Origin of the sequence: Sphingobium sp. EP60837, assembly GCF_001658005.1 — a bacterium.
GTDB lineage: Bacteria > Pseudomonadota > Alphaproteobacteria > Sphingomonadales > Sphingomonadaceae > Sphingobium > Sphingobium tyrosinilyticum.
On the sequence record NZ_CP015986.1, the window covers coordinates 389,576 to 413,178 of the forward strand.

26 protein-coding genes are annotated in these 23,603 nt (G+C 60.7%); 16 read left to right on the forward strand and 10 right to left on the reverse strand.

Annotated elements, in window-relative coordinates:
- Nucleotides 1-40: 40 nt before the first annotated feature.
- Together EP837_RS20355 and serB are read right to left on the reverse strand one after the other, a co-directional pair.
- Complete coding sequence (locus tag EP837_RS20355; RefSeq protein WP_082919528.1) at nt 41-304, reverse strand: hypothetical protein; 264 nt, start codon at nt 302-304, stop codon at nt 41-43.
- Nucleotides 305-573: 269 nt separating this feature from the next.
- A complete protein-coding gene (gene serB / locus EP837_RS01770) occupies nt 574-1,452 on the reverse strand; it encodes a phosphoserine phosphatase SerB (protein ID WP_066523984.1) in 879 nt (292 codons plus the stop codon).
- On the opposite strand from serB, the gene miaA reads away from it, so the two are divergent.
- From miaA to trmFO, 9 genes are all read left to right on the forward strand, one after another.
- Nucleotides 1,451-2,425 carry a tRNA (adenosine(37)-N6)-dimethylallyltransferase MiaA gene (gene miaA / locus EP837_RS01775; RefSeq protein ID WP_066523985.1) on the forward strand — a complete coding sequence of 325 codons (975 nt, stop codon included), beginning with the start codon at nt 1,451-1,453 and terminating at the stop codon, nt 2,423-2,425. The two genes, serB and miaA, sit on opposite strands and share 2 nt — an antisense overlap.
- 101 nt (nt 2,426-2,526) lie before the next feature.
- Entirely contained in the window at nt 2,527-4,275 is a 1,749-nt protein-coding gene (locus EP837_RS01780; protein ID WP_066523986.1) for an acetolactate synthase 3 large subunit, read from the forward strand.
- Complete coding sequence (locus EP837_RS01785) at nt 4,272-4,622, forward strand: hypothetical protein (RefSeq protein WP_066523988.1); 351 nt, start codon at nt 4,272-4,274, stop codon at nt 4,620-4,622. The genes EP837_RS01780 and EP837_RS01785 overlap by 4 nt, the downstream gene beginning before the upstream one ends.
- The gene (gene ilvN, locus EP837_RS01790) at nt 4,622-5,137 is read left to right on the forward strand and encodes an acetolactate synthase small subunit (protein WP_066523989.1); all 516 of its coding nucleotides are present in this window, start codon (nt 4,622-4,624) and stop codon (nt 5,135-5,137) included. Before EP837_RS01785 ends, ilvN begins: the two co-directional genes overlap by 1 nt.
- A gap of 189 nt (nt 5,138-5,326) precedes the next feature.
- Nucleotides 5,327-6,346, forward strand: coding sequence for a ketol-acid reductoisomerase (gene ilvC, locus EP837_RS01795; RefSeq protein ID WP_066523990.1), 1,020 nt, complete (start codon nt 5,327-5,329; stop codon nt 6,344-6,346).
- Between the two features lie 273 nt (nt 6,347-6,619).
- Nucleotides 6,620-7,246, forward strand: coding sequence for a YceI family protein (locus tag EP837_RS01800; RefSeq protein WP_066523992.1), 627 nt, complete (start codon nt 6,620-6,622; stop codon nt 7,244-7,246).
- Nucleotides 7,247-7,311: 65 nt separating this feature from the next.
- Nucleotides 7,312-7,611 (forward strand): GIY-YIG nuclease family protein, encoded by a 300-nt coding sequence (locus EP837_RS01805; protein ID WP_066523993.1) that lies wholly within the window; start codon nt 7,312-7,314, stop codon nt 7,609-7,611.
- Between the two features lie 344 nt (nt 7,612-7,955).
- A complete protein-coding gene (gene leuA / locus EP837_RS01810) occupies nt 7,956-9,620 on the forward strand; it encodes a 2-isopropylmalate synthase (protein WP_066523994.1) in 1,665 nt (554 codons plus the stop codon).
- Between the two features lie 72 nt (nt 9,621-9,692).
- Nucleotides 9,693-11,036, forward strand: coding sequence for a methylenetetrahydrofolate--tRNA-(uracil(54)-C(5))-methyltransferase (FADH(2)-oxidizing) TrmFO (gene trmFO / locus EP837_RS01815; protein WP_066523996.1), 1,344 nt, complete (start codon nt 9,693-9,695; stop codon nt 11,034-11,036).
- A gap of 4 nt (nt 11,037-11,040) precedes the next feature.
- Here trmFO and EP837_RS01820 read toward each other — a convergent pair whose 3' ends face one another.
- Complete coding sequence (locus tag EP837_RS01820; protein WP_066523997.1) at nt 11,041-11,505, reverse strand: EF-hand domain-containing protein; 465 nt, start codon at nt 11,503-11,505, stop codon at nt 11,041-11,043.
- A gap of 10 nt (nt 11,506-11,515) precedes the next feature.
- Entirely contained in the window at nt 11,516-12,160 is a 645-nt protein-coding gene (locus EP837_RS01825) for a hypothetical protein (protein ID WP_335675835.1), read from the reverse strand.
- Between the two features lie 135 nt (nt 12,161-12,295).
- Here EP837_RS01825 and EP837_RS01830 point away from each other — a divergent pair, with 135 nt between their 5' ends.
- Genes EP837_RS01830 through EP837_RS01840 form a run of 3 tightly spaced genes read left to right on the forward strand, consistent with a single transcriptional unit; the run spans nt 12,296 to nt 15,622 of the window.
- On the forward strand, nt 12,296-14,311 hold the full coding sequence (locus tag EP837_RS01830) for a TadE/TadG family type IV pilus assembly protein (RefSeq protein WP_066523999.1): 2,016 nt from the start codon (nt 12,296-12,298) through the stop codon (nt 14,309-14,311).
- Nucleotides 14,308-14,928 carry a TadE/TadG family type IV pilus assembly protein gene (locus EP837_RS01835; RefSeq protein WP_082919529.1) on the forward strand — a complete coding sequence of 207 codons (621 nt, stop codon included), beginning with the start codon at nt 14,308-14,310 and terminating at the stop codon, nt 14,926-14,928. The genes EP837_RS01830 and EP837_RS01835 overlap by 4 nt, the downstream gene beginning before the upstream one ends.
- A 10-nt stretch (nt 14,929-14,938) precedes the next feature.
- The gene (locus tag EP837_RS01840; RefSeq protein WP_066524002.1) at nt 14,939-15,622 is read left to right on the forward strand and encodes a TadE/TadG family type IV pilus assembly protein; all 684 of its coding nucleotides are present in this window, start codon (nt 14,939-14,941) and stop codon (nt 15,620-15,622) included.
- Nucleotides 15,623-15,675: 53 nt separating this feature from the next.
- Here the strand turns inward: EP837_RS01840 and EP837_RS01845 are convergent, their stop codons facing one another.
- From EP837_RS01845 to eno, 4 genes are all read right to left on the reverse strand, one after another.
- Nucleotides 15,676-17,064, reverse strand: coding sequence for a pyruvate dehydrogenase complex E1 component subunit beta (locus EP837_RS01845; protein WP_066524003.1), 1,389 nt, complete (start codon nt 17,062-17,064; stop codon nt 15,676-15,678).
- A complete protein-coding gene (pdhA, locus tag EP837_RS01850) occupies nt 17,064-18,137 on the reverse strand; it encodes a pyruvate dehydrogenase (acetyl-transferring) E1 component subunit alpha (protein WP_066528507.1) in 1,074 nt (357 codons plus the stop codon). Before pdhA ends, EP837_RS01845 begins: the two co-directional genes overlap by 1 nt.
- A gap of 111 nt (nt 18,138-18,248) precedes the next feature.
- Complete coding sequence (locus EP837_RS01855; protein ID WP_066524004.1) at nt 18,249-18,560, reverse strand: FtsB family cell division protein; 312 nt, start codon at nt 18,558-18,560, stop codon at nt 18,249-18,251.
- A 76-nt stretch (nt 18,561-18,636) separates the two neighbouring features.
- Complete coding sequence (gene eno, locus EP837_RS01860; RefSeq protein WP_066524006.1) at nt 18,637-19,911, reverse strand: phosphopyruvate hydratase; 1,275 nt, start codon at nt 19,909-19,911, stop codon at nt 18,637-18,639.
- Between the two features lie 211 nt (nt 19,912-20,122).
- Between eno and EP837_RS01865 the strand changes: the two genes are divergently transcribed.
- From EP837_RS01865 to EP837_RS01885, 4 genes are all read left to right on the forward strand, one after another.
- Nucleotides 20,123-20,737 (forward strand): hypothetical protein, encoded by a 615-nt coding sequence (locus EP837_RS01865; protein WP_066524007.1) that lies wholly within the window; start codon nt 20,123-20,125, stop codon nt 20,735-20,737.
- A 54-nt stretch (nt 20,738-20,791) separates the two neighbouring features.
- Nucleotides 20,792-21,166 carry a phage holin family protein gene (locus tag EP837_RS01870; RefSeq protein WP_066524008.1) on the forward strand — a complete coding sequence of 125 codons (375 nt, stop codon included), beginning with the start codon at nt 20,792-20,794 and terminating at the stop codon, nt 21,164-21,166.
- Between the two features lie 312 nt (nt 21,167-21,478).
- Nucleotides 21,479-22,066 carry a DUF883 family protein gene (locus EP837_RS01880; protein WP_066524012.1) on the forward strand — a complete coding sequence of 196 codons (588 nt, stop codon included), beginning with the start codon at nt 21,479-21,481 and terminating at the stop codon, nt 22,064-22,066.
- Nucleotides 22,067-22,170: 104 nt separating this feature from the next.
- Nucleotides 22,171-22,392: a DUF4170 domain-containing protein gene (locus EP837_RS01885; RefSeq protein ID WP_066524013.1), complete on the forward strand. Its 222-nt coding sequence runs from the start codon at nt 22,171-22,173 to the stop codon at nt 22,390-22,392.
- Nucleotides 22,393-22,396: 4 nt separating this feature from the next.
- On the opposite strand, the gene EP837_RS01890 is transcribed toward EP837_RS01885, so the two are convergent.
- Both EP837_RS01890 and greA read right to left on the reverse strand, forming a co-directional pair.
- Nucleotides 22,397-23,038, reverse strand: a complete 642-nt coding sequence (locus tag EP837_RS01890; RefSeq protein WP_066524015.1) for a rhomboid family intramembrane serine protease — start codon at nt 23,036-23,038, stop codon at nt 22,397-22,399.
- A gap of 27 nt (nt 23,039-23,065) precedes the next feature.
- The gene (gene greA, locus EP837_RS01895) at nt 23,066-23,542 is read right to left on the reverse strand and encodes a transcription elongation factor GreA (RefSeq protein WP_066524017.1); all 477 of its coding nucleotides are present in this window, start codon (nt 23,540-23,542) and stop codon (nt 23,066-23,068) included.
- Nucleotides 23,543-23,603 lie beyond the last annotated feature (61 nt).

Sequence of the window (23,603 nt, forward strand, 5' to 3'; positions counted from 1 at the left end):
CGGGCGCGGCGAACATGCCGCGCCCTAAAAGCCATATCGGTCAGCCGCGTTCTCCGCGTCTGGACGGCGGCGGCGGCGGCGGTGGCGGCGGCGGACATGGCGGCCCCATCACCTCATGATACATGCCGTCCGGCGAGTAATAGCCATCGATGATGCCATCGCCGTTGCGATCCGCCGCGACAGTGCCGGCAATCGCACCGGGGCCGACTGGCGGCGCGGGCGCGATAGGTTCATCTCTCGTCGTCGAGCAAGCGCTTAATCCAAGCGCAGCTCCGCCAAGAAGAGCCAAAAGCCTGATGTTCATATCCTCTCCCTTGGCGCAACGAGGACCGTGCGCCGGTTTTAGGTGGGCACTGCGGAATGCAGCGGAGGTGTAACGACCCACGTGGCCTTTCGAACCCATTACCGGAGCGCAATGACGGTGAGATGTGCCTAATGCACGATTAACCGTGCACGACCATTTGAGGGCGATATCGCAAAAACGCGTTCGCTTCTCCCACCTCCGTTCAGGATGAGCGTGCCGAAGCCCACGCTCCATAGTCAGCTTACTCGCCCGCCAGCGGAACTAAGGCGTCAGCCCTCAACCCAATCCGCCGACGCAATGCCCTGCGCATAGAGCAGCACGGACAGATCCCCATGCACGATCTCCGCGGCCGCAGCCTCCCGCGTCTTGGGCTTGGCGTGATAGGCGACGCCCAATCCCGCACCTTGGATCATCGGTATATCATTGGCCCCGTCGCCCACCGCCAGCGTCAAAGCCCGGTCGATGCCGCCTTCGATCGCCGCCTCCAGTTCCGCGCGCTTGCGCGAGGCATCCACAATCGGCAGCGTCACAGTTCCCACCAACGCGCCGTCTGCAATTTCCAGTACATTGGCGACAGCGCGATCGAAGCCAATCTCCTCCGCGACAGGCCCAGTGAAACGCGTAAATCCGCCCGACACCAGCAGCGTCTCCGCGCCGCGCGCCTTCATCGTGCGCACCAGCGCCCGCGCGCCGGGCATGATCTTCACGCGCTCGGTCCGGCACTGGTCGATGGCCTCGTCCGCCAGCCCCTTCAGCAGCGCCACCCGCTCATGCAGCGCGCCCGCAAAGTCCAGTTCGCCGCGCATCGCCCGCTCCGTGATGTCGGCGATCTGCGGCTTGATCCCTGCATAATCGGCCAGCTCGTCGATGCACTCGACCGTGATCATCGTGGAATCCATGTCCGCGATCAGCAGCTTCTTCTCGCGACCGGCGGCTGGCTGGACGATTACGTCCACCTTGTCGCCAATGTCCGTCAACGCAGCGCGCGCCGTCACCGGATCGCTGCCAAAGAAGATGTCGGCCGCCTTGCCCTCGTCGATCCAATTGCTATCGACCGGCGCGCAGCCAGCGGTCGCCAGCCGCGCAACGGCTTCCTCAATATCCCCCTGACTCAAGGCCGCACTTGCCACTAAGGTCGCGACGAACATGGACACTCCTGAAACATCTTGGCCTGAAACAAACCGGCCCGAAACGAACAAGGGCGAATCCCGCCCGCGCGTCGCGCTTATTGCCGGGCCGACCGCCAGCGGCAAGAGCGCGCTGGCGGTTCGCTTGGCGCAGGCCGCGAACGGCGTCGTCATCAACGCCGACGCCAGCCAGGTCTATGCCGACCTCCAGGTCCTTTCGGCTCGCCCCAGTGCACAGGAAATGACGCAGGCCCCTCATCGCCTCTTCGGCCATATCGACGGAGGGGAGGCTTGCACCGCCGCGCGTTGGGCCGCCGAAGCCCGGTTGGAGATCGACAGCGCGCATCAGGAAGGCCGTCTCCCCATCCTCGGCGGCGGCACCGGCCTCTATCTCCGTACGCTGCTCGATGGCATCGCTCCGGTCCCTGACATCGACCCCGGCATCCGCGCCGCCGTTCGCGCGCTGCCGGTGGCCGAAGCCCACGCCGCGCTGTCCCGCGAGGACCCCGATGCTGCCGCCCGTCTCGCCCCCGCCGACACGACCCGCGTCGCCCGCGCCCTTGAAGTCGTCCGCTCCACCGGCAAGCCGCTCTCCTATTGGCAGCAGCACAAGAGCGGCGGCATCGCCGATCGCATCCACCTCTCCCCCCTCATCCTCCTCCCCCCGCGCGACTGGCTCATCGCCCGCTGCGACCTGCGTTTCGAGCAGATGGTGGAGGGCGGAGCGGTGAAGGAAGTTGAAGCCCTTCTGGCCCGCAATCTCTCCCCCTCCCTCCCCGTCATGCGCGCCATCGGCGTCCCCGAAATCGTCGGGTGGCTGCGGGGCGACATGGATCGCGAGACCATGCTGGAACGCGGCCGCATCGCCACCCGCCAATATGCCAAGCGCCAATATACGTGGTTTTCCCGCCAGCCGCCGGACAGCTGGGCGCGTGAAGGACGCTCCATTGATGACAAGATTGCCGCCGAACTGATAATAAAATTACGCCGATAGGTGTTGACTAGCCATTTTATGTCTAATAGAGGCACCCGCCTTGCCATCTCTCCGCTTCCGGGGCAGAGGGCGCAACCTGCATCCAGTGGAAGGATTTCATCGTGGCCGAAAAGAGCGGCGCGGACATTTTGGTTGAATGCCTGATCGATCTGGGCGTCGAAGTCGTGTTCGGTTATCCGGGCGGCGCGGTGCTGCCCATCTATGACGCGCTTTTCAACCATCCGAAGATCCGCCACGTCCTCGTCCGCCACGAACAGGGCGCTACCCATATGGCGGAAGGCTATGCCCGCTCGACCGGCAAGCCGGGCGTCGTCCTCGTGACCTCCGGCCCCGGCGCGACCAATGCCGTCACCGGCATCACCGACGCGCTGATGGATTCCATCCCCATGGTCGTCATCACCGGCCAGGTCCCGACGCAGCTGATCGGCACCGACGCGTTCCAGGAAGCGGACACGGTCGGCATCACGCGCCACTGCTCGAAGCACAATTATCTGGTCAAGGACCCAGCGAAGCTCGCTAGCGTGGTCCATGAGGCGTTCCATATCGCCACCACCGGCCGTCCCGGTCCGGTCGTTGTCGATATCCCCAAGAACGTCCAGATCGCGACTGCGGCCTATGCCCGGCCGCTCGGCTTTGAACATGCCAGCTACAAGCCGCAAACCAAGGCCGACGCCTCCGCGATCGCGACCGCCGTCGAAATGCTGGCGGCTGCCGAACGCCCGATCTTCTATACCGGCGGCGGCGTAATCAACTCCGGCCACAAGGCATCGCTGCTCTTGCGCGAACTGGCGGAACTGACCGGCGCGCCCGTCACCTCGACCCTCATGGGCCTCGGCGCATTCCCCGCCTCCTCGCCGCAATGGCTGGGGATGCTGGGCATGCACGGCACCTATGAAGCCAATTGGGCGATGAACAAGGCGGACCTCATCATCTGCGTCGGCGCCCGCTTCGACGACCGCGTCACCGGCCGCCTCGATGCCTTCGCGCCGAACAGCAAGAAGGTCCACATCGACATCGACCGCAGTTCGATCAACAAGACGGTCGAGGTCGATCTCCCCATCGTCGCGGACGTCGGCAACGCGCTGACCGACATGATCACCGCCTGGAAAACGCACGGCCACAAGCCCGCGGACCTCTCGGAATGGTGGGCCCGGATCGAAGGCTGGCGCGCCCGCAACAGCCTCGCCTATCCGGAAAGCCGCGAGGAGATCATGCCGCAGGAGGCGATTGCGCAGCTTTACAAGGCGTCGCGCACGGCAAAGGACGTCATCATCACCACCGAAGTCGGCCAGCACCAGATGTGGGCGGCCCAGCATTTCGGCTTTGACGAGCCCAACAAATGGCTGACCTCCGGCGGCCTCGGCACCATGGGCTATGGCTTCCCTGCCGCCATCGGCGCGCAGGTCGGCAATCCCGACAGCCTGGTCGTCTGCGTCGCGGGCGATGCCTCGATCCAGATGAACATCCAGGAAATGGGCACCGCGAGCCAGTATCGCCTGCCGGTCAAGATATTCATCCTCAACAATGAATATATGGGCATGGTCCGCCAGTGGCAGGAACTGACCTATGAAAGCCGCTATTCGAACAGCTATTCGGACAGCCTGCCCGACTTCGTGAAGCTGGCCGAAGCCTATGGCTGGACCGGCATTCGCATCGAAGGACCGCAGGAACTGGAGGCGGGCATCCGCCAGATGATCGACACGCCCGGCCCGGTGATCGTCGATTGCCGCGTGGCGAAGCTGTCCAACTGCTTCCCGATGATCCCGTCGGGCGCGGCGCATACCGACATGCTGCTCGATCCCAACCAGATCGCAGGCATCATGTCGGATGAGGCGAAGGCTTTGGTGTGACGCAACATCTGAAGCTCCGCGTCCATGTGAGCGAACCCTTCGACTTCGAACGGATCAGCGGCACGGCCGAGCTGAAAGGCTGGACCGTGGATCATGCCGATCCAGAAAATGAAGCATGGGAAGTGCATCTGGATGAAGGCTTCGATTTCCATGATCGCCATATCGGCCGCCTGCTGGTCAGCCCGCGCTATGTGGGCGAGCATCTGGCCCGCATGTTCGACGCGATCGCGGGCTTCCCTGTCCGCCTCGCGCATCGGGACGACGGCAGCTGGCACTATGCCTTCACCGGGATGATCTCCCAGCGCCATGAGCGCGAAAAAGAACCGGATAACGGAACGAGCATCTGATGCACATTCAGGAAGAATATAGCGAACGGCACGTCCTGTCGCTCACGGTCACCAACGAAGCGGGCATCCTCGCACGCATCGCGGGCCTGTTCACCGCGCGCGGCTATAATATCGACAGCCTGACCGTGGCGGACATCACGCCCGATCACGCGATCAGCCGCATCACCATCGTCACCAATGGCCCGCCCAAGGTGATCGACCAGATCATCGCCCAGCTCGACCGCTTGGTGCCGGTGCACAAGGTCACGGACCTCACCGCCAACGGCCCCTTCGTCGAGCGCGAACTGGCGCTGGTGAAGGTGTCGGGCACCGGCGAAGACCGGATCGAGGCGCTGCGCCTCGCCGACGTCTTCCGCGCCAAGGTGGTGGACACGACGATCGAAAGCTTCATCTTTGAGATCACCGGCACGACCGACAAGATCGACAATTTCGTCGGCCTGATGCGCCAGATCGGCTTGGTCGAAGTCGGCCGCACCGGCGTAGTCGGCCTGATCCGCGGCAAGGAGCCGAACTGACTTAGACCCCTCTCCCGCCTGCGGGAGAGGGAGGGGCCCGCCGCGCAGCGGTGGGAGGGTGAGGGCCAGCCCAGCGCGGCCCCGCTCGGTGGTTCCCCCTCACCAACTTCGACTAGGACCATTCGGCCCAAGTCTTCGTATCCTCTCCCTCCAGGGAGAGGGTCAGGATATGAAAAAGGAAGAACGGACATGAAGGTTTACTACGATCGCGACGCCGACATCGGCCTCATCAAGGGCAAGAAGGTCGCCATCCTCGGCTATGGCAGCCAGGGTCACGCCCACGCCCAGAACCTGCGCGACAGCGGCGTTGCCGAAGTCGCCATCGCTCTCCGCCCCGGTTCGGCCTCGGCCAAGAAGGCCGAAGGCGCAGGCTTCAAGGTTCTGCCCAACGCCGAAGCGGCTGCGTGGGCCGACGTCCTCATGATCCTCGCCCCCGACGAGCATCAGGCCGCCATCTATGCCGACGACATCCATGCCAATCTGAAGCCCGGCGCGGCGCTCGCCTTCGCCCACGGCCTCAACGTCCATTTCGGCCTGATCGAACCCCGCAAGGACGTGGACGTCATCATGATCGCGCCCAAGGGTCCCGGCCACACCGTCCGCAGCGAATATCAGCGTGGCGGCGGCGTGCCCTGCCTGATCGCCATCGCGCAGGATGCGACCGGCAACGCCCATGACATCGCCCTGTCCTACGCTTCGGGCGTCGGCGGCGGCCGCTCGGGCATCATCGAAACCAACTTCCGTGAAGAATGCGAAACCGACCTGTTCGGCGAGCAGGCCGTGCTTTGCGGCGGCGCGACTGCGCTGGTCCAGGCTGGCTTCGAAACGCTCGTGGAAGCTGGCTACGCGCCGGAAATGGCCTATTTCGAATGCCTCCACGAACTGAAGCTGATCGTCGACCTGATGTATGAAGGCGGCATCGCCAACATGCGCTACTCGATCTCGAACACCGCCGAATATGGCGACATCAAGACCGGCCCGCGCATCATCACCGAAGAAACGAAGAAGGAAATGAAGCGCGTCCTGGCCGACATCCAGTCGGGCCGCTTCGTGAAGGACTTCGTGCTCGACAACCGCGCTGGCCAGCCCGAACTGAAGGCCAGCCGCCTGGCCGCCCAGCGTCACCCGATCGAGGAAACCGGCGCAAAGCTGCGCGCCATGATGCCCTGGATCGGCGCGAACAAGTTGGTGGACAAGGAAAAGAACTAAGCCAATCAACCTGGAGCAGATTCCGATCTGATGGCATCGGTTCGGCTGCTCTAGGTTTTTGTTTTACCGCGTTTTCCGAGTCAGCAGGTAATTCTACCTGCTTAGAAAACGCTCTAGCCCCTCCCTTTCAAGGGAGGGGTTGGGGTGGGTGCGAGCGAAGCGAGCTTCCAATATCGCAAGCCGGTAACTCTCTGTTTCCAGTTACACCTCTGGAACAATCAAAGGACGCCGCTATGGTAGCGCGTCCTTTGACTGCTTCTGGAGAACCCATTCATGCGCAAGTTGCTGATTTCCGCCGTCGCTGTCGCCACCCTCACTGGCGGCACCGTCGTGATCGCCCAGCAGATGCCCGCCGCCCCAGGCGCGAAGGACCCCGCCCGCGTCACCGGCGGCACCTATCAGATCGACCCAGGCCACACCCAGGTCGTTTTCGCCTATGATCATATGGGCTTCTCCAACAATCTCGGCATCATTTCCGAATCCACCGGCACGCTGACGCTCGATCCAAAGAATGTGGCCGCCTCGAAAGTCTCCGTCGAAGTCCCGATCAGCAACATCCGGACCGGCGTCGCGAAGCTTGACGAACATTTGATGAAGCCCGAATTCTTCGACTCCGCCAAATTCCCCAAGGCCACCTTCGTTTCGACCGCCGTAAAGGCAGACGGCCCGACAGGCGCCGAAATCACCGGCAATCTCACGATCAAGGGCGTGACCAAGCCGGTGACGCTGGACGCCGAGTTCTACGGCGCGGGCAAGGCTCCGGCGATGGCAGGGGGCAAGGAAAATGTCGGCTTCGTCGCGACCGGCGCCGTGAAACGCAGCGACTTCAAAATGGGCTATGGCGTGCCGATGGTCGGCGATACAATCGAACTGAAGATCGTCGCCGCGTTCCAGAAGTAATCGGCCCTGCCAATGCCGTCACCCCGGGCTTGACCCGGGGTCCCGCTTTTTTAAATACGCCAGTAATGACAAGCGACCAGCAAGGCGGCTGGGTCTATATCATGGCCGATCGCTATCGCGGCACCATGTATGTCGGCGTCACGGCAAACCTTGCGGCACGCATCCATCAGCATCGATTGGGCGAAGGATCTGACTTCTGCACCCGTTACGGACTTGTCCACCTCGTATGGGCGGAGCATGCAGATGACATCGCAAGCTGCATTGAACATGAAAAGCGCCTCAAGCGCTGGCGCCGCCAATGGAAGTTCGACCTGATTGAAAGAGCCAACCCGGATTGGCGGGACATGTTCGATACACTTGCGTGAATGGTAGCGGGACCCCGGATCGAGTCCGGGGTGACGCGACTGTGGTAGGGCGCACTATCCAATTCGTCACCCCGGGCTCGACCCGGGGTCCCGCTTCTTCATCACTCCCCACTCCCTCCCCCAACACACCAAAACTTGCACTTCCCCGCCAATCCCGTTAAACCCCCACCCATCATGCAGCGCGCGCTTCTTCCCCTGCTACGACTTACACGCCCTTAGGCGTGGCTTTTGTGCTGCTCTTCGCTTGAATGACGCAGCAATCCGCCTAAGGGCAAAACCAAGCAGATAGTCGTTTCACCGGACCCGCGATGCGCGGCCCGTTTGCGTAAAGAAGTAGCTTTCCCATGATGCTGACCGACCCTTCGCAGAAATACCGCCCCTTCCCTCAGGTGGATCTGCCCAACCGCCAGTGGCCCAGCGCCGTCATCACCTCGCCGCCGCGCTGGCTCTCGACCGACATGCGCGATGGTAACCAGTCGCTGATCGATCCCATGAACGCGGAAAAGAAGCGCCGCTTCTTCGACCTGCTGATCAGGGTGGGCGTCAAGGAGATCGAGGTCGGCTTCCCCAGCGCGGGCGCGACCGAGTTCGACTTCATCTCCGGCCTGGTCCGCGACGGCGCGATCCCCGACGATGTCTTCCCGCAAGTGCTGACCCAGGCCCGCGAAGACCTGATCGCGACCACCTTCGAAAGCCTGCGGGGCGCCAAGCAGGCGATCGTCCATGTCTATAATGCCGTCTCTCCGGCGTGGCGGAACATCGTGTTCCAGATGGACCGACCGCAGATCAAGGAAATCGCGATCAACGCGGCAAAGCTGCTGCGCGACAATGCGGCCAAGCAGCCCAACACCGACTGGCATTTCGAATATTCGCCGGAAACCTTCTCCACGGCGGAGCTAGATTTCAGCCTGGAATGTTGTGAAGCGGTCATGGAAATCCTGCAGCCGACGCCAGAGCGCCCGCTGATCCTGAACCTGCCCGCGACGGTCGAAGCCGCGACGCCCAACATCTACGCGGACCAGATCGAATGGATGTGCCGCAACATTTCGAAACGCGACAGCGTCGTCATCTCGCTGCACACCCATAATGACCGCGGCACCGGCGTCGCGGCGGCCGAGCTGGGACTGATGGCGGGTGCGGATCGTGTCGAAGGCTGTCTGTTCGGCAATGGCGAGCGTACCGGCAATTGCGATCTCGTGACCGTCGCGCTCAACATGTACACGCAGGGTGTCAATCCGGGGCTCGACTTCTCCGACATCGACGAGGTCATTCAGACCGTCGAATATTGCAACCAGCTGCCCGTTCATCCGCGCCATCCCTATGCGGGCGAACTGGTCTTCACCGCCTTCTCCGGCTCGCACCAGGACGCGATCAAGAAGGGTTTTGCCGTTCAGGAAACGCGCAACGACCGGATTTGGGACGTGCCCTATCTGCCCATCGATCCCAAGGATCTGGGCCGCGACTATGAAGCGGTGATCCGCGTCAATTCGCAGTCCGGTAAGGGCGGCGTCGCCTGGGTGCTGCAGCAGGACAAGGGGCTGAAGCTGCCCAAGCGCATGCAGGCGGATTTCTCCCGCGTCGTCCAGGCGCTGGCCGACCAGACCAGCCGCGAGCTGAACGCCGCCGACATCTGGACCGCGTTCGAGGATCATTACCGCCTCTCGGGTGACCAGCCCTACAAGCTGATCGACTATAATGAGAGCGGCCATGCGGGCGACCGCATCTTCACCGGCAAGATCGCGCACAAGGGCGGCGAACGGAGCATTTCCGGACGCGGCAACGGCCTGCTCTCCTCGGTGCTGGCCGCCCTGCGCGAGGATCTCGGCGTCGATCTGGAGATTGCCGACTATAGCGAACATGCGATCGGCGCAGGCACGGACGTTGCCGCCGCCGCCTATGTCGAATGCCGCACGCCCGACGGCCGCACAATCTTCGGCATCGGCACCGACACCGACGTCGCCACCGCGTCGGTCCAGGCTGTGCTTTCGGCCGCCAACAGCATTTCATAACGAAACTGAAAATAGGAAATGGCGAGCAAAACGCGTTTTTCTCGCCATTTCATTCATTAAATCGGAAAAACAGTGCCAGATCATCAGGTTCACATAATCGGCGGCGGCCTCGCCGGTTCGGAAGCCGCCTGGCAATTGGCGCAGGCTGGCGTCAAAGTCCGCCTCTCCGAAATGCGCGGCTCCGGCGACATGACTCCGGCGCACCAGACTGACGGCCTCGCCGAACTCGTCTGCTCAAACAGCTTCCGCTCCGACGATCCCGACAAGAACGCCGTCGGCCTCCTCCACCAAGAAATGCGCCGCCTCGGCTCCCTCATCATGGCGCAGGCAGAACCGGCGAAGGTTCCTGCCGGTTCGGCCTTGGCAGTCGATCGGCATATCTTCTCCGAAGGCGTCACCCGCACCCTGTCGGAACATCCCAATGTCGAAATCGTCCGCGAACGCATCGACCAGTTGCCCACAGAAGGGCTCACCATCGTCGCCACCGGCCCCCTGACCGCGCCCGCCCTCGCCGCCAGCATCGGCCAAGCAGCAGGCATGGACCATCTCGCCTTTTTCGACGCCATCGCGCCCGTCATCCATTTCGACAGCATCGACATGGACAAATGCTGGATGGCGAACCGCTGGGACAAGATCGGTCCCGGCGGTGGCGAAGGCAAGGATTACATCAATTGCCCCATGAACAAGGAGCAGTATCAAGCCTTCGTCCAGGGACTGCTCGACGGCGAAAAGACTGAGTTCAAGGATTGGGAAAAAGACACTCCCTATTTCGAAGGCTGTATGCCAATCGAGGTGATGGCGTCCCGCGGCCCTGAAACTCTGCGTCACGGTCCGATGAAGCCGATGGGCCTCGACGACCCCCGCACGGGCCGCTGGCCCTATGCCGTTGTCCAGCTGCGCCAAGACAATGCCTCAGGCACGCTCTGGAACATGGTCGGCTTCCAGACCAAGCTCAAACACGGGGCCCAGGTCGAACTGTTCCGCACCATCCCCGGCCTCGAACAAGCCGAGTTCGCCAGGCTCGGCGGCCTGCACCGCAACACCTTCATTCAGAGCCCCAAGCTGCTCGACGCCACCCTCCGGCTCAAAAGCGCCCCCCACATCCGCTTCGCGGGCCAGGTGACCGGCTGCGAAGGCTATGTCGAAAGCGCGGCCATCGGCCTGCTGGCCGGGCGTTTCGCTGCCGCAGAAGTGGTGGGCAAGGAATTTGCGCCGCTCCCGGCCACAACCGCCCTAGGCGCGCTGCTGGGCCATGTTATCGGCAACGTAGATACCGCGGACTATCAGCCGATGAACGTCAATTTCGGCCTCTTCCCGCCGATCGACGATGTGAAGAAAAAACAACGCAAAGAAGCCCTGACTTCCCGCGCTCGCGCGGCACTTGGCCAATGGCTGGGCGAGCTTCAGCCCGCCTGAACCATTAGCACTTGCACTGGGGCTTAGCGGCCCGTTTCGGCGCAGTAGTGGCGAACTCTACCGGAGTCAGCTTGCCGTTTGCATCGCTATCCGCCTTGCCGAAACGATCGGATGTGGCGACCGCCCATTCTTCGAAGGACAGCAGATTGTCCTTATCCGTGTCGAGCGCCTTGAACGCCTTTACCCGGCTGCCCAGCATCTCAATACGCGTGATCACGCCGTCGCGATTGCGGTCATAACGGGCGAAGCGTTTCTGTTCACGGCTTTGCGGGCTCGCCTCGCCAGGGCTGGGCGGCGCTTTTCCAACGGCAGCGGCGTCACCCTCCGGCAGGGCATCAATTGCTGGAGGCGGAGGCTGAGCAATGACAGCTTCCGGTGCCGGACCGTTGGCTGCCCGCCCCTGCCACCAGAATAGACCCGCCGCGACAAAGAGCAGCGCAGCGCCCGCACCGGCTATAACTCGCCCCACCAAATCCCCCTCAACGGGCAGCCAGCGCTACGCGCAACAGCCGCAGATATAGCCCCAGCGTCAAATATTTAGGGGCAGCCCTGCCCCGTAGAATGTCCTGCCGCGCCAAGCCATAGGCAATCTGCATCGGGCGCCATGCCGCGGGCCATGAAGGCGATGCCGAAAGGAGTTTCTCTCTGCCGCGCTCGATTGCGTCGGCGGCGAGAACAGGGTCGCTCACATGGCCGGACAAGTCCCACAACGCCCAAGCAGCACCAGCCTGGATTAGCCAAGGCGGCGCTTCAGCCTCCCCCGCAAGCGAGTGAAACAACCCTCCACCCCGCCCATCCGCATAGGCGTTTAGATCGATGTCTCCAATCATCGCCTCCCAGCCATCTAACCACGCGGAAAGACCCACAGGCGGAACCGCTTGGATGCCGCGCAGGGCATCGATCAAGGGTTCGCCCCTTCCTTTAACCCCCGTCTCGTCGTTCAAGGCGTCCTGCCACCAAGCAAGGCGGATCTGACCGATCATCGACTCACTCGTCGTTGCGGCCAACCGCGCAAAGCGCGCGTCCAAGGCCCACAAGAGCTGATGGCGCGATATGGCCTCACCCGCATAGGCACAGAGCAACGCCACAATCGGGGCTAACTCTTCATCCACTATTTCAGTCACAGGGCATATATCACCAGATATAGATTAGCGTCATTTTAACTATGCCCCGAATAATGATCCTAACAACTGTCCATTAAGGAACAGCGGCTGCCCTGCCTAAATGGGGGGTCGGGACAAGCACGGGTGAAAGCAAAAATGAGCGACAGGATCAAGCAAACGCTGTTCATTTTAATGCGGCTTTTTCACAATCAGGCAGGCAACACGCTGGCGATTGTGGCGGCTGCCATCTTTCCTCTGGCGGCACTTATTGGCGGAGGCGTGGACATGAGCCGCCTTTACCTCACCAAAACGCGCCTGCAGCAGGCTTGCGACGCCGGAGCGCTCGCGGGGCGGCGCTCCATGACGGGTCTCACCTGGACGACCGGTGCCGGCAGTTCGGAGGACACCGCCAATCGCTTCTTCAACATCAATTTTCCTGCTAATAAATATGGCACCAGCCTGGCCACGGTCACCTACTCCGCAAGCGCGGCAGGCGCAGTAACGGGGAACGCTTCTGTCTTAGTGCCAATGACCTTGATGTCGCTGTTTCATATGCCCGACAAGACCGTCACGGCGCGCTGCACCGCTGATCTCCAGTTACCCAACACGGACGTAATGTTCGTTCTGGATACGACCCTGTCTATGAACGACATCAACCCAGGCGACAGTCAGAGCCGCATCGCTGTTCTGCGGGGCGCAGTTAGCAGCTTCTATACAGAGTTGGAGAACGTCCGTCCCGCCGGCTCGCACATCCGTTATGGGTTCGTGCCTTATTCCTCCACGGTCAATGTGGGCATGTTGCTCAAGCGAAGTTGGATCCAGGACAATGCGATTTACGATTCACGGGCTTATGAAAATAACGACAAAGAGTTGAAGGATGGCGGCACGCAAGGAACCACCATCTCTGGTACCGATCCGTGGCAGAAGGTCAGCGGATCGTCCGCAACCGGCACAAAATATCAAGGCTCCTCTGAACAATGTGCAGCTCCCGCCAACACGTTGTCTGATAGCAGCACTTATACAAGCTGGTCTCCTTCAAACACGGCAGTCCCTCGCAGCCGCGTACGGACGCGCACGCGTAATGGGACGACCTATTCAGCCGGCTTGACCAACGGCATTTGTTGGATAACCCCAACGATATACACCAATCTCGTCGAGACCCAAAATGAATGGGTCAAAGAAAACCCCAACGCCGGTCAGGAAAACGCCGACAGCTGGGTATATTATTGGCAGTATAAACCAATAAGCTACTCGATGGCTGCTCTGAAAGGTGCAGGCGACGAGAATGGAACCGTCAGCGGCGGCAGCTTCAATGCGCTGGTAAATAACATAAACACAACCACCGGCACGGCCACCAACCGTTCCATTGCATGGAACCAGACGAACGCCTGCATCGAGGAACGCGCTACCCGTCGTTCGGATGAGGGCAACACTGTTCCTCGTTATGACATGGACATCGATCTGATCCCGGACAAGACCAAGCCCGAAACGCAGTGGAAACCGTTCCTTCCGGGACTGGTCTATGGCCGGAACGCTACCGCTTTCACGGCGACGACGAACTGGGTTTATAGCGGATCGACTGCCACCCGAAGTTCCACCAACCTTCCGACGCCATCATCAAGCCCGACCGAATATGGCGCTTGTCCGACCTATGCGCGGAAAATGGGAGAGATCGATTTATCAACACTGTCCACCTATCTAACCGCGCTCAAGCCCGCCGGTTACACATATCATGACATCGGCATGTTGTGGGGTCTGCGCCTGATGTCGCGCGAGGGTCTGTTCGCAGCCGAGCATGCGGCGGCGGAAGCCACAGGACGCTATGCGCGGAACCTGATCTTCATGACCGATGGGGGCACGGATACCCGCATCGGCGCCTACGACGCATGGGGCATGTCGGGCGTTGCCCGCCGCCGCACGCCGACGGGATCGATCCCCACAAATGCAACCCAGAACGCCATCACCGAAGCGCGTCTCGGGGAGCTTTGTACGATTGCCAAGAACCAGAAGAACATCACGGTGTGGGTGATCGCCTTCGGCACCACCCTTACCACCATGCTGTCAGACTGCGCCTCGCCGGGCCGCGCTTATCAGGCCAACAACGCCGCGCAATTGACGGCAACTTTCTCACAGATCGCTTCGCAAATCGCGCAGTTACGGATTACGCAATGAGGAAGCTATCCACTCTCATGCGCGTGAGGCAGAAGGGTCCGTTCCTCTCCCGCGACACGCGCGGGGCTACACTGGTCGAATTCGCCTTCGTCGCGCCCATTCTCGTGCTTATGCTGATGTTCCTCTTCGACACCGGCTACTATCTCTATGCCCGAGCAATATTGAGCGGAGAAGTTCAGGCAGCCGGGCGGGCATCGGCGTTGGAGACAGCCACCGACACAAACCGGGCACTGCTCGATGCCTCCGTCGAAACGGCGGTCAAGAGACTGGTCGGAGGCGGCACACTTAGCTTCGATCGCCTTTCCTTCAAATCCTATGGCCGCGCTCAATCGAGGGCAGAAGCCTTCATTGATTCAAACTCGGACAATATCTGCAATAACAACGAGAGCTTCGACGACGCCAACCGCAACGGCTTTCGCGACACAGATTCTGGGGTGGCAGGTCAGGGCGGTGCCAAGGACGTCACGATATATTCGGTGACCCTTCGATATGATCGCCTGTTCCCGATGGCCTCTCTTTTGGGATGGAGCCAGCAGGTCAGCATGAACTCGCGAACGATCCTTCGCAATCAGCCCTTCGACAAGCAGGCCGAAGCTCTGATCGGCCGGTGCACTTAAGGATTTATTGATGAACAAGTCCCCCTCTGCGCCAGTTCAGCCCGCGAGCAACCGAGCACCACTTTCGCTCCGACAGAAGTTGTTGCGCTGCCAAAGTGGTATAGCACTGACCGAATTTGCCATGGCCTTTCCCATTCTTATGATCCTAGCCACTTCGGGGCTGGAACTCACAAATTACGCGTTGACCGTGAAACGGGTGGGCGAACTCGCAATGATGGTCTCGGATAATGCGTCCCGCATGGGTTCGCAGAGCGCGATCAACAACAAACCGGTTAGCGAGGCAGAGATCAACGACGTCTTCGTCGGTGCCGACCTGCAAGCATCCGGCCTGAACATCGAGCAAAAGGGCAAGATTGTTCTCTCCAGCCTACAGACAAACGCCGATGGCGGACAGACCATCAAATGGCAGCGCTGCTTCGGTGGGGACGCCTACCATTCTGCTTATGGATCGGAGGGGACGGGCGCCACGGGCACGAGCTTTACAGGCATGGGCCCAACGGGGCAGGAGATCAGGGCGGCTACGGGAACCGCGGTGATGGTGGTGGAAGTCCACTACACCTACAACCGCCTGATGCCGATCATATCGCTGCCCCTACGTGACATCACGGAATTCTCTGCCTACAACGTGCGGGACAGCCGGGATATCACTCAGGTCTATAACAGCGAAAATGTCACTCCATCCACCTGCACCTGATATAGCGCAGGGAAACCCGGCGAAGGCTCCGACCCTCGCCGGCTCTCGATTCATCAGTTGCGGTAGCACACCTTCTTTACCGCAGTGACCACCCGCGACGCGTCGATAAGCGCAGCCTTTTCCAGATTAGCGGCATAGGGCAGCGGCACGTCTTCGTTCGTGACCCGCAACACAGGCGCATCAAGGTCGTCAAAGCCTTGCTCCATGACCACTGCTGCGATTTCCGATGCGATAGAGCAGACGGGCCAGCCTTCCTCGACGACCACCAAGCGGTTGGTCTTCTTGAGGCTTTCCAACACGGTGGCGGTATCCAGCGGACGCAGCGTGCGCAGGTCGATGACCTCGGCATCGATGCCCTCCGCCGCCAATTGCTCCGCGGCTTCAAGGGCAACGCCCACGCCGATAGAGTAGCTGACCAGCGTTACATCCTTGCCCGCGCGCATGATCCGAGCCTTGCCGATGGGCAGGACATAATCGTCCACCTTCGGCACGTCGAAGCTGCGGCCATAGACCAGCTCATTTTCCAGAAATACGACCGGATCTTCCGACCGAATCGCCGCCTTGAGCAAGCCCTTCGCGTCAGCAGCATCATAGGGCGCGATGACAATGAGGCCGGGAACAGCCGCATACCAAGGGCCGTAATTCTGGCTGTGCTGGGCCGCTACACGGCTCGCCGCGCCATTGGGACCACGGAACACGATCGGACAGCGCATCTGGCCGCCGGACATATAGTTGGTCTTGGCCGCCGAGTTGATGATGTGATCGATCGCCTGCATGGCGAAGTTGAACGTCATGAACTCGATAACCGGGCGAAGACCACCCATCGCCGCGCCTGCGCCGATGCCGGCAAAGCCATACTCAGTGATCGGCGTGTCGATGACCCGTCTGTCGCCAAATTCGTCGAGAAGTCCCTGGGTCACCTTGTAAGCGCCCTGATATTCTGCGACCTCTTCACCCATGACGAAGACGCGCTCATCGCGGCGCATTTCCTCGGCCATGGCGTCGCGTAACGCTTCGCGCACCGTCGTCTTCACATATTCGGTGCCTTCGGGAAGGTCGGGGTCAGCAACGCTGGCCTTCGCTTCCGAAGCCAGCTTAGCCGTGCCACTCTCCGCCTTTGTCGGCGCTTCGGGCGCGGCTTCAGGCTGAGCAGGAGCTGCGGTTTTCTCGGTCTGGGGCGTAGCCTTCACGGTCGCACCGCCTTCGCCCGCCATGGTGGCGATGACGGTGCCGACTTTCACGCCTTCGGTCCCTTCGGGAATGACGATCGCGCCGATCTTGCCTTCATCGACCGCTTCAAATTCCATCGTCGCCTTATCCGTTTCGATCTCGGCGAGAATGTCACCCGAACGCACTTCGTCGCCTTCCTTCACTAGCCATTTGGCCAGCGTGCCTTCCTCCATCGTGGGGGAGAGCGCCGGCATCTTGATTTCGATACCCATCAATATTGCTCCACCAGCACGTCGGTATAGAGTTCGGACATTTCCGGTTCAGGCGACGTTTCGGCGAAGTCCGCCGCATCGCTTACGATCTTGCGGATGTCCTGATCGACCTTCTTGAGCTCGTCCTCGCTTACCCCCTCGTCGATCAGATATTTCTTCACGCCTTCGATAGGATCGGATTTGTCGCGCATGGCCTGTACCTCTTCACGCGAACGGTATTTCGCCGGGTCGGACATGGAGTGGCCGCGATAGCGGTAGGTCTTCATTTCAAGCAAGATGGGGCCGTTGCCGCCTTGCACCCATTTGAGTGCTTCCTCGGTTGCTCCCCGCACCGCGAGGACGTCCATGCCATTGACCTGAATGCCGGGAATGCGGAAGCTTTCGCCGCGGCGATAAAGCTGGTCCTCTGCGGAGGAACGGTTGACGCTGGTGCCCATGGCATATTGGTTATTTTCGATCACGAAGATGATCGGCAGCTTCCATAGCTCAGCCATGTTGAAGCTTTCATAGACCTGGCCCTGATTGGCCGCGCCGTCGCCGAAATAAGCGACGCAGACGCCACCGTCATTGTTATATTTGTGCGCGAACCCCAGACCGGCCCCGAGCGAAACCTGCGCGCCCACAATGCCATGGCCGCCGAAGAATTTATGTTCGACGCTGAACATGTGCATCGAACCGCCCTTGCCCTTCGAAATGCCAGCTTCGCGGCCAGTCAGTTCGGCCATGATGACATTGGGATCAATACCGTAGGCGAGCATGTGGCCATGGTCGCGATAGCCGGTTATCACGCTGTCCTTGCCAGGCGTCAGCGCAGATTGAATGCCAACCGCAACAGCTTCCTGGCCAATATAAAGGTGACAAAAGCCGCCGATCAGGCCGAGGCCGTAAAGCTGGCCCGCCTTTTCCTCAAAGCGGCGGATAAGGACCATCTGCCGGTAGAATTCCAGCAATTCTTCCTTCTTTGCCTTGTAGTCCGTAGGAGTTTCTGGGCGAGGCCGGTTGTGGTCCGCGCTGGCAGGGCTTTGCGCCTTTGCCTTTGCACGCGAAGGACGCGGCGTCGTAGGTTTCGCCAAGGCTCTTATCCTTTTGCCTGGGTATGGATTGGAAGGAAGCTCGATATAGCGGCAGAGCAGGCCGAAATGCAACGCTGCAGCCCGTGGAATAGCGGCATTGGATGCCGCGGCTTAGTTCAGCGGCACGATCACTTCATCATGATGTATCACGCCGAGCTGGCGGCGGATCAGTTCATCGCTGAGATCAGGATCCACGCGGCGCGGATTGAGTAAATCCACGCGATTGCGGAGATCATTCCGCTGCGCCTGAACCGACTTCAGCTCGCCTTGAGCGCGATGAAGCTGGCGCGTGTAATCGCCCCACGCAAGAACCCCGTTAGAGCCGAGCACGACATAACCGGCGAAGAAAAGAAGAAGAAGCACCGCGATCGCTGGCCCGAAAGCCGAAAACAACAACATGCGAAGCTTAGCGATGTGCGCCATGGAACAGTTGAATCACAGGCCGGAGCCGGCCGCAAGCAAAATCTCGTTAACTTGCGGCCGAGTGCTGAAATAGGGATTAGCGGAAGATAGACCGTCCCGCATAAACGGCCACATCACCCAATTCTTCTTCGATGCGGATCAACTGGTTATACTTGGCGAGCCGATCGGAACGGGCCAGGGATCCCGTCTTGATCTGCCCGCAATTGGTGGCGACGGCGAGGTCGGCGATGGTAGCATCCTCGGTTTCGCCCGAGCGGTGGGACATAACCGCAGTGTAACGCGCACGATGGGCCATATCGACTGCAGCGAGTGTTTCCGTCAGCGAACCGATCTGGTTCACCTTCACCAAAAGGGAGTTAGCCAGACCCTTGCCGATCCCCATCTCCAGGCGCTTCGGATTGGTGACAAAGAGGTCATCACCCACCAACTGGACCTTACCGCCAATCTTGTCTGTCAGCGCCTTCCAGCCCTCGAAGTCATCCTCGCTCATCCCGTCTTCGATCGACTTGATTGGATAGTCGGCGCAAAGCGCGGCCAGATAGTCCGCCATCTCGACGGGACTCAGGGACAGGCCCTCTCCCGAAATCTCGTACTTGCCGTTCTTGAAGAATTCGGTGGCTGCACAATCCAGTGCCAGCATCACATCATCGCCGGGCTTATAGCCCGCCTTTTCGATCGACAGCATGATGAAGTCCAGCGCATCCCGGGTCGAAGCAATATTGGGGGCAAAACCACCCTCATCGCCGACCGAGGTGGCCAACCCCTTGTCATGCAGGCCCTTCTTAAGCGTGTGGAAGATTTCCGCGCCCACGCGCACAGCGTCCGCGAGACTGTCAGCCCCGACCGGCATAATCATGAATTCCTGGAAATCGATCGGGTTATCGGCGTGTTCGCCTCCGTTGATGATGTTCATCATCGGAACCGGCAATACGTGAGCGGACACACCGCCGACATAGCGATACAGAGGCAAGCCCCGTGCATCCGCAGCCGCCTTGGCCGTGGCGAGGCTGACGCCCAGAATCGCGTTGGCGCCGAGGCGGCTCTTATTCTCCGTGCCATCGAGCGCGATCATCGCAGCATCGACTTCGGCCTGATCCTCGGCATCGAGGCCGATCAGTTGCTCGGCGATTTCGTCATTGACCGCGGCGACAGCGGCGAGAACGCCTTTGCCGAGATATTTGCTCTTGTCCCCATCGCGCTTCTCAACCGCCTCATACGCGCCGGTCGATGCGCCCGAGGGCACGGCGGCGCGGCCGAAGCTGCCATCTTCCAGCATGACATCGACTTCGACAGTGGGATTGCCGCGGCTATCGAGAATCTGACGGGCATGGATATCAAGAATGGCGGTCATGGTCGCTCCCTGGAATGCTGCAATGCGCCTCAAGTCGGGGCCCGCTTAGCCAGCACCTTTCCGATTGGCAATGCAGGGGCTTGCATGGACTCGAAAAATGCCGATGCTCAAATTAGTAACGGCAACGGAACTGTGGCCCGTCGCGAGCATTGAGGACGGATATCCATTCGCCCGCATCGCGACCCCACAATATCTGAGGAGACATAGGACGATGGCCGACACCCCGGAAACCCCGCCCACCAAGCGCACGAAAAAGGCCAGCCCGGCCAAGCCGGTCAAAGGCAAGCCCGTTGCGGCCACCGAGGCGACAGCCACGCCAGCAGCACCAGTCAAGACGGCTGCAACGCGGAGCGCCCCGACAGCAAAGCCCGGTAATGGCGCGGCTTCGCATGGCTGGGCGGCGCAGATAGCTCCTCTCAAGGCGCAAGCGGAAAAGGCAGCAAAGAGTGCAGCAGACAAGCTGAACACCGTGGATTGGAAGACGCATATCGACCCGCTGAAAGACCAGGCGACAAAAACCGCTAAATCTGCCGCTGTTGTAGCGAAGGACAAGACTGGCACGGCTATGCAGAGCCTGGCCAAGCTTATCACGGATACGGCTGGCACGGTCGATGCCAAGCTCGGCCCGCAATATGGTGATTATGCGCGTCAGGCCGCTGAGGCAGTCGCAGGCGCGGCCGACACCTTGGACAGCAAGGATGTCGATCAACTGATGAGTGAAGCGCGCGATTTTGTCCGTAAAAGTCCGGCCGTTGCGATCGGCGCTGCGGCGGTGGTCGGCTTCGTGCTGATGCGGCTCGCCAAGGGTTCCGACGATAAAGCCTGACGCCGTCACTTTTGACAATTTACAATAGGCCCCTCTGATGGGGCGGAGGGGTTTTTGACGGAAGAGCCAAGCCTGGTAGCGGCGCAGCCGGAAACTGAACGGCAGCAGGACAGTGTGCGTTCGGCGTTCAGCAAACTTTATACGGACGGCCGCGCCTATGCCGACGCGGAGATAGAGCGGCAAAAGCTGCGCGCGGGGATCGCCGGGGCGGGCGTTCGAGATGCCGCGATCTTCGCTACGGCGGGGCTCATGCTGGCCTTCGCAGGTCTGATCGCCTTCCTCGTGGGAATGGTGCTGATGCTCAGTCGGCATCTTGGGGCGGGCTGGTCAGCCTTGGTGATATTTGGCTCTTCGCTGATCGTTGCGATCATATTGCTGCTGATGGCCAAAGCGCGGATCTCAAGGATGCGGAAAGCCATTAAATCATGAACGCGCTAGAACGATATCGGCAGGCTCAGGCTCGGGCGGAGCAGAAAAAAGCTCAATTTTTGTCGAGCGCCTCGGCTGCAAAGGCCCGCATCAGACCTGCTCGCCTAAAGCAGGACATCAAGCAACGGGCCTTGGACAGCTTTTCGAACGGCCGCGATTATGTGTCGGCGAAGGTTCAGGAGCGCCCAGTGGCAGCCGGAGCCGCTGCTGCTGCGCTAATGATCTATCTGTTCCGCCGTCCGCTTTCGGCACTTTTCAGGCGGACATACGTTCGGATTACCAATCGTCACCCGGAGAGAGCGGAGACCGACAATGGCTGATATTCATGCTCAGATTACACGCGTGCGCGATGCCGCGAATGACATTGCCGAAACGGCGTCCGGCAAGTTCCGCGACACAACTGGCAAAGCGCGCGACAGCGCTGCGGACCTGATCCAGACAAGTCGCGACCGCGCGGGCGATGCTTACAGCGATGTGCGTGACCGGACGCAGCGCGTGGCCGCGCGCGCAAATGAAATTGTCCAGGAGCACCCCATTGCTGCCGTTGCTGGGGCAGTTGCGGCTGGAGCCGTAGTGGCGTGGTTGTTTCCTAAGAGCCGCGCGGCGATGAAGGCGCTGCCGGGCTTGGCGGCGACGGCAGGCAGCCGCGTCGTTGAAGCGGCGCTTGCGGCACGGGCCGCCGCTGCAGAGGGCGCGGAAACCATCCGGTCGAATGCGAGCGATGCGCTGCATCATGTCCAGGAAAGCGCCAGTAAGACGGCATCTTCGGCCCGTGAGACCGCAGCATCGGCAGACATAACGGGTACAGCGTCGCGAGTTGCGGATGACCTTGTCTCTCTGGTTGCGAGCAAAATTGATTCGGTCAGCGAAGCCTTGAAAGCGCGATTGCCGAAACGGTAATTGCTCCGGCCTAAAAAGCAGCCCGCTACGACTGCTGGAAGCCTTGGACGGGAGTGCGCGCACTGCTAGAGTGGCCACTCCTTCCATGGGAGACTGATGAAATTATGAGTAAACTCCACCTGGTCATGGGGGGACGGGTCAAAGACCCCCAAACTCTGGAATTCGAAGACCTGACCTCGATCGACCTCGTCGGCGTTTTTCCCGATTATGCATCGGCTGAAAATGCATGGCGCGGCGCTGCCCAGCGCACCGTCGATGACGCTGAAATGCGCTATGTCATCGTTCATCTGCATCGCCTGCTGGAGCCCGAGTTGCCACAGGGGTAAGCGATCAGACTAGAGGCTTCGGCCCCTTGCGGAAGCGCCAGCGAAGCAAGGGACGGGTCAGTACAAGCCCGACGAGAAAACCGCCAATATGCGCGGCGATGGCAATCTGGCCGAGATCACCAAGCCCACCGCGCGCCGATGCGAGTCCGATCATCAACTGCAAGATGATCCATCCTGCCGCCAGCCAAAGCACCCGCAGCAAATTGGCGGAAAAGGGGCCAATCCGCCGGACCGTGCGCTGACCATAAAGAAGCGCATAGGTCGCCAGGATCGCGGAAATCGCTCCGCTGGCGCCCACCATGGGATTGGGAGATGACGGTCCTGTAGCCCATTGCAGCAGTGCCGCGCCATAGGCGCCAGCGATGTAGAGGAGCAGAACCGCGCCTTTCTGCAGCACCTGTTCAACTTGACGCCCACAAAAGACCAGCATCAGAAGGTTAAAGCCGATGTGCAGCCAGCCAGCATGAACGAGCGTGCAGCTAAGCGGCGTCAGCCATAGGGGAACAGCCAAAACCCCCTTAAATAACTGGGGATCATCGATCCGGACGGGTATGAAGCCGCCCAAGATCGCCGCATTGTCCACCTGCCCCGTCAACGACAACAACATAAAGGCGACGAAGGTAATCGCCGCGATTATGTCCGTCATCCGTCCAGTGGGTAGTCTCACCGGCGTTTAGATGAATTCGATTTTGTCGATCAGGTAGAATTTGTCCCCGGAGGGAACCGACACTTCAACCTCTTCACCGACCTGGCGGCTGATCAGCGCGCGGCCCAGCGGGCTGTTATAGCTGATCATGCCGAGCTTTGCGTCAGCCTCAGCTTGGCCGACTATTTGATATTTGACGGGCTTTTCGTCCTCATCGAGGAGGGTGACGGTGGCACCAAACACCACCTTGTCGCCTGAGAGCGCCTTAGGATCGATGATCTGGGCGCGCGACAGCTTGTCCTCAAGATCTGCGATCGTTGCTTCGACCTGGCCCTGCCGTTCCTTTGCCGCATGATATTCGGCATTTTCCGACAGATCGCCATGGGCACGCGCTTCTTCGATGGCGTCCACGATCAAAGGCCGTTCCGCCTTCAGTTCGCGGAGCTGCTCATTGAGCTTGTCATAGCCCATCTGCAGCATCGGCATCTTTTCCACGGTGGCCATTTTATCGCAGATCCTTTGTCAAAACTTCCCTTTGGCGGCCTCGCTTATGAGGCCGCCCGCA

Excerpts from the sequence above, each read along its gene's own strand:
- EP837_RS01890 (WP_066524015.1), bottom strand. The coding sequence starts at position 23,038 with ATGACGGACATAATCGCGGCGATTACCTTCGTCGCCTTTATGTTGTTG.
- ilvC (WP_066523990.1), top strand. The coding sequence starts at position 5,327 with ATGAAGGTTTACTACGATCGCGACGCCGACATCGGCCTCATCAAGGGC.
- EP837_RS01835 (WP_082919529.1), top strand. The coding sequence starts at position 14,308 with ATGAGGAAGCTATCCACTCTCATGCGCGTGAGGCAGAAGGGTCCGTTC.
- EP837_RS01840 (WP_066524002.1), top strand. The coding sequence starts at position 14,939 with ATGAACAAGTCCCCCTCTGCGCCAGTTCAGCCCGCGAGCAACCGAGCA.
- miaA (WP_066523985.1), top strand. The coding sequence starts at position 1,451 with ATGGACACTCCTGAAACATCTTGGCCTGAAACAAACCGGCCCGAAACG.
- EP837_RS01885 (WP_066524013.1), top strand. The coding sequence starts at position 22,171 with ATGAGTAAACTCCACCTGGTCATGGGGGGACGGGTCAAAGACCCCCAA.
- leuA (WP_066523994.1), top strand. The coding sequence starts at position 7,956 with ATGATGCTGACCGACCCTTCGCAGAAATACCGCCCCTTCCCTCAGGTG.
- EP837_RS01830 (WP_066523999.1), top strand. The coding sequence starts at position 12,296 with ATGAGCGACAGGATCAAGCAAACGCTGTTCATTTTAATGCGGCTTTTT.
- EP837_RS01880 (WP_066524012.1), top strand. The coding sequence starts at position 21,479 with ATGGCTGATATTCATGCTCAGATTACACGCGTGCGCGATGCCGCGAAT.
- ilvN (WP_066523989.1), top strand. The coding sequence starts at position 4,622 with ATGCACATTCAGGAAGAATATAGCGAACGGCACGTCCTGTCGCTCACG.
- greA (WP_066524017.1), bottom strand. The coding sequence starts at position 23,542 with ATGGCCACCGTGGAAAAGATGCCGATGCTGCAGATGGGCTATGACAAG.
- EP837_RS01805 (WP_066523993.1), top strand. The coding sequence starts at position 7,312 with ATGACAAGCGACCAGCAAGGCGGCTGGGTCTATATCATGGCCGATCGC.
- EP837_RS20355 (WP_082919528.1), bottom strand. The coding sequence starts at position 304 with ATGAACATCAGGCTTTTGGCTCTTCTTGGCGGAGCTGCGCTTGGATTA.
- EP837_RS01865 (WP_066524007.1), top strand. The coding sequence starts at position 20,123 with ATGGCCGACACCCCGGAAACCCCGCCCACCAAGCGCACGAAAAAGGCC.
- serB (WP_066523984.1), bottom strand. The coding sequence starts at position 1,452 with ATGTTCGTCGCGACCTTAGTGGCAAGTGCGGCCTTGAGTCAGGGGGAT.
- EP837_RS01855 (WP_066524004.1), bottom strand. The coding sequence starts at position 18,560 with ATGGCGCACATCGCTAAGCTTCGCATGTTGTTGTTTTCGGCTTTCGGG.
- eno (WP_066524006.1), bottom strand. The coding sequence starts at position 19,911 with ATGACCGCCATTCTTGATATCCATGCCCGTCAGATTCTCGATAGCCGC.
- EP837_RS01845 (WP_066524003.1), bottom strand. The coding sequence starts at position 17,064 with ATGGGTATCGAAATCAAGATGCCGGCGCTCTCCCCCACGATGGAGGAA.
- EP837_RS01800 (WP_066523992.1), top strand. The coding sequence starts at position 6,620 with ATGCGCAAGTTGCTGATTTCCGCCGTCGCTGTCGCCACCCTCACTGGC.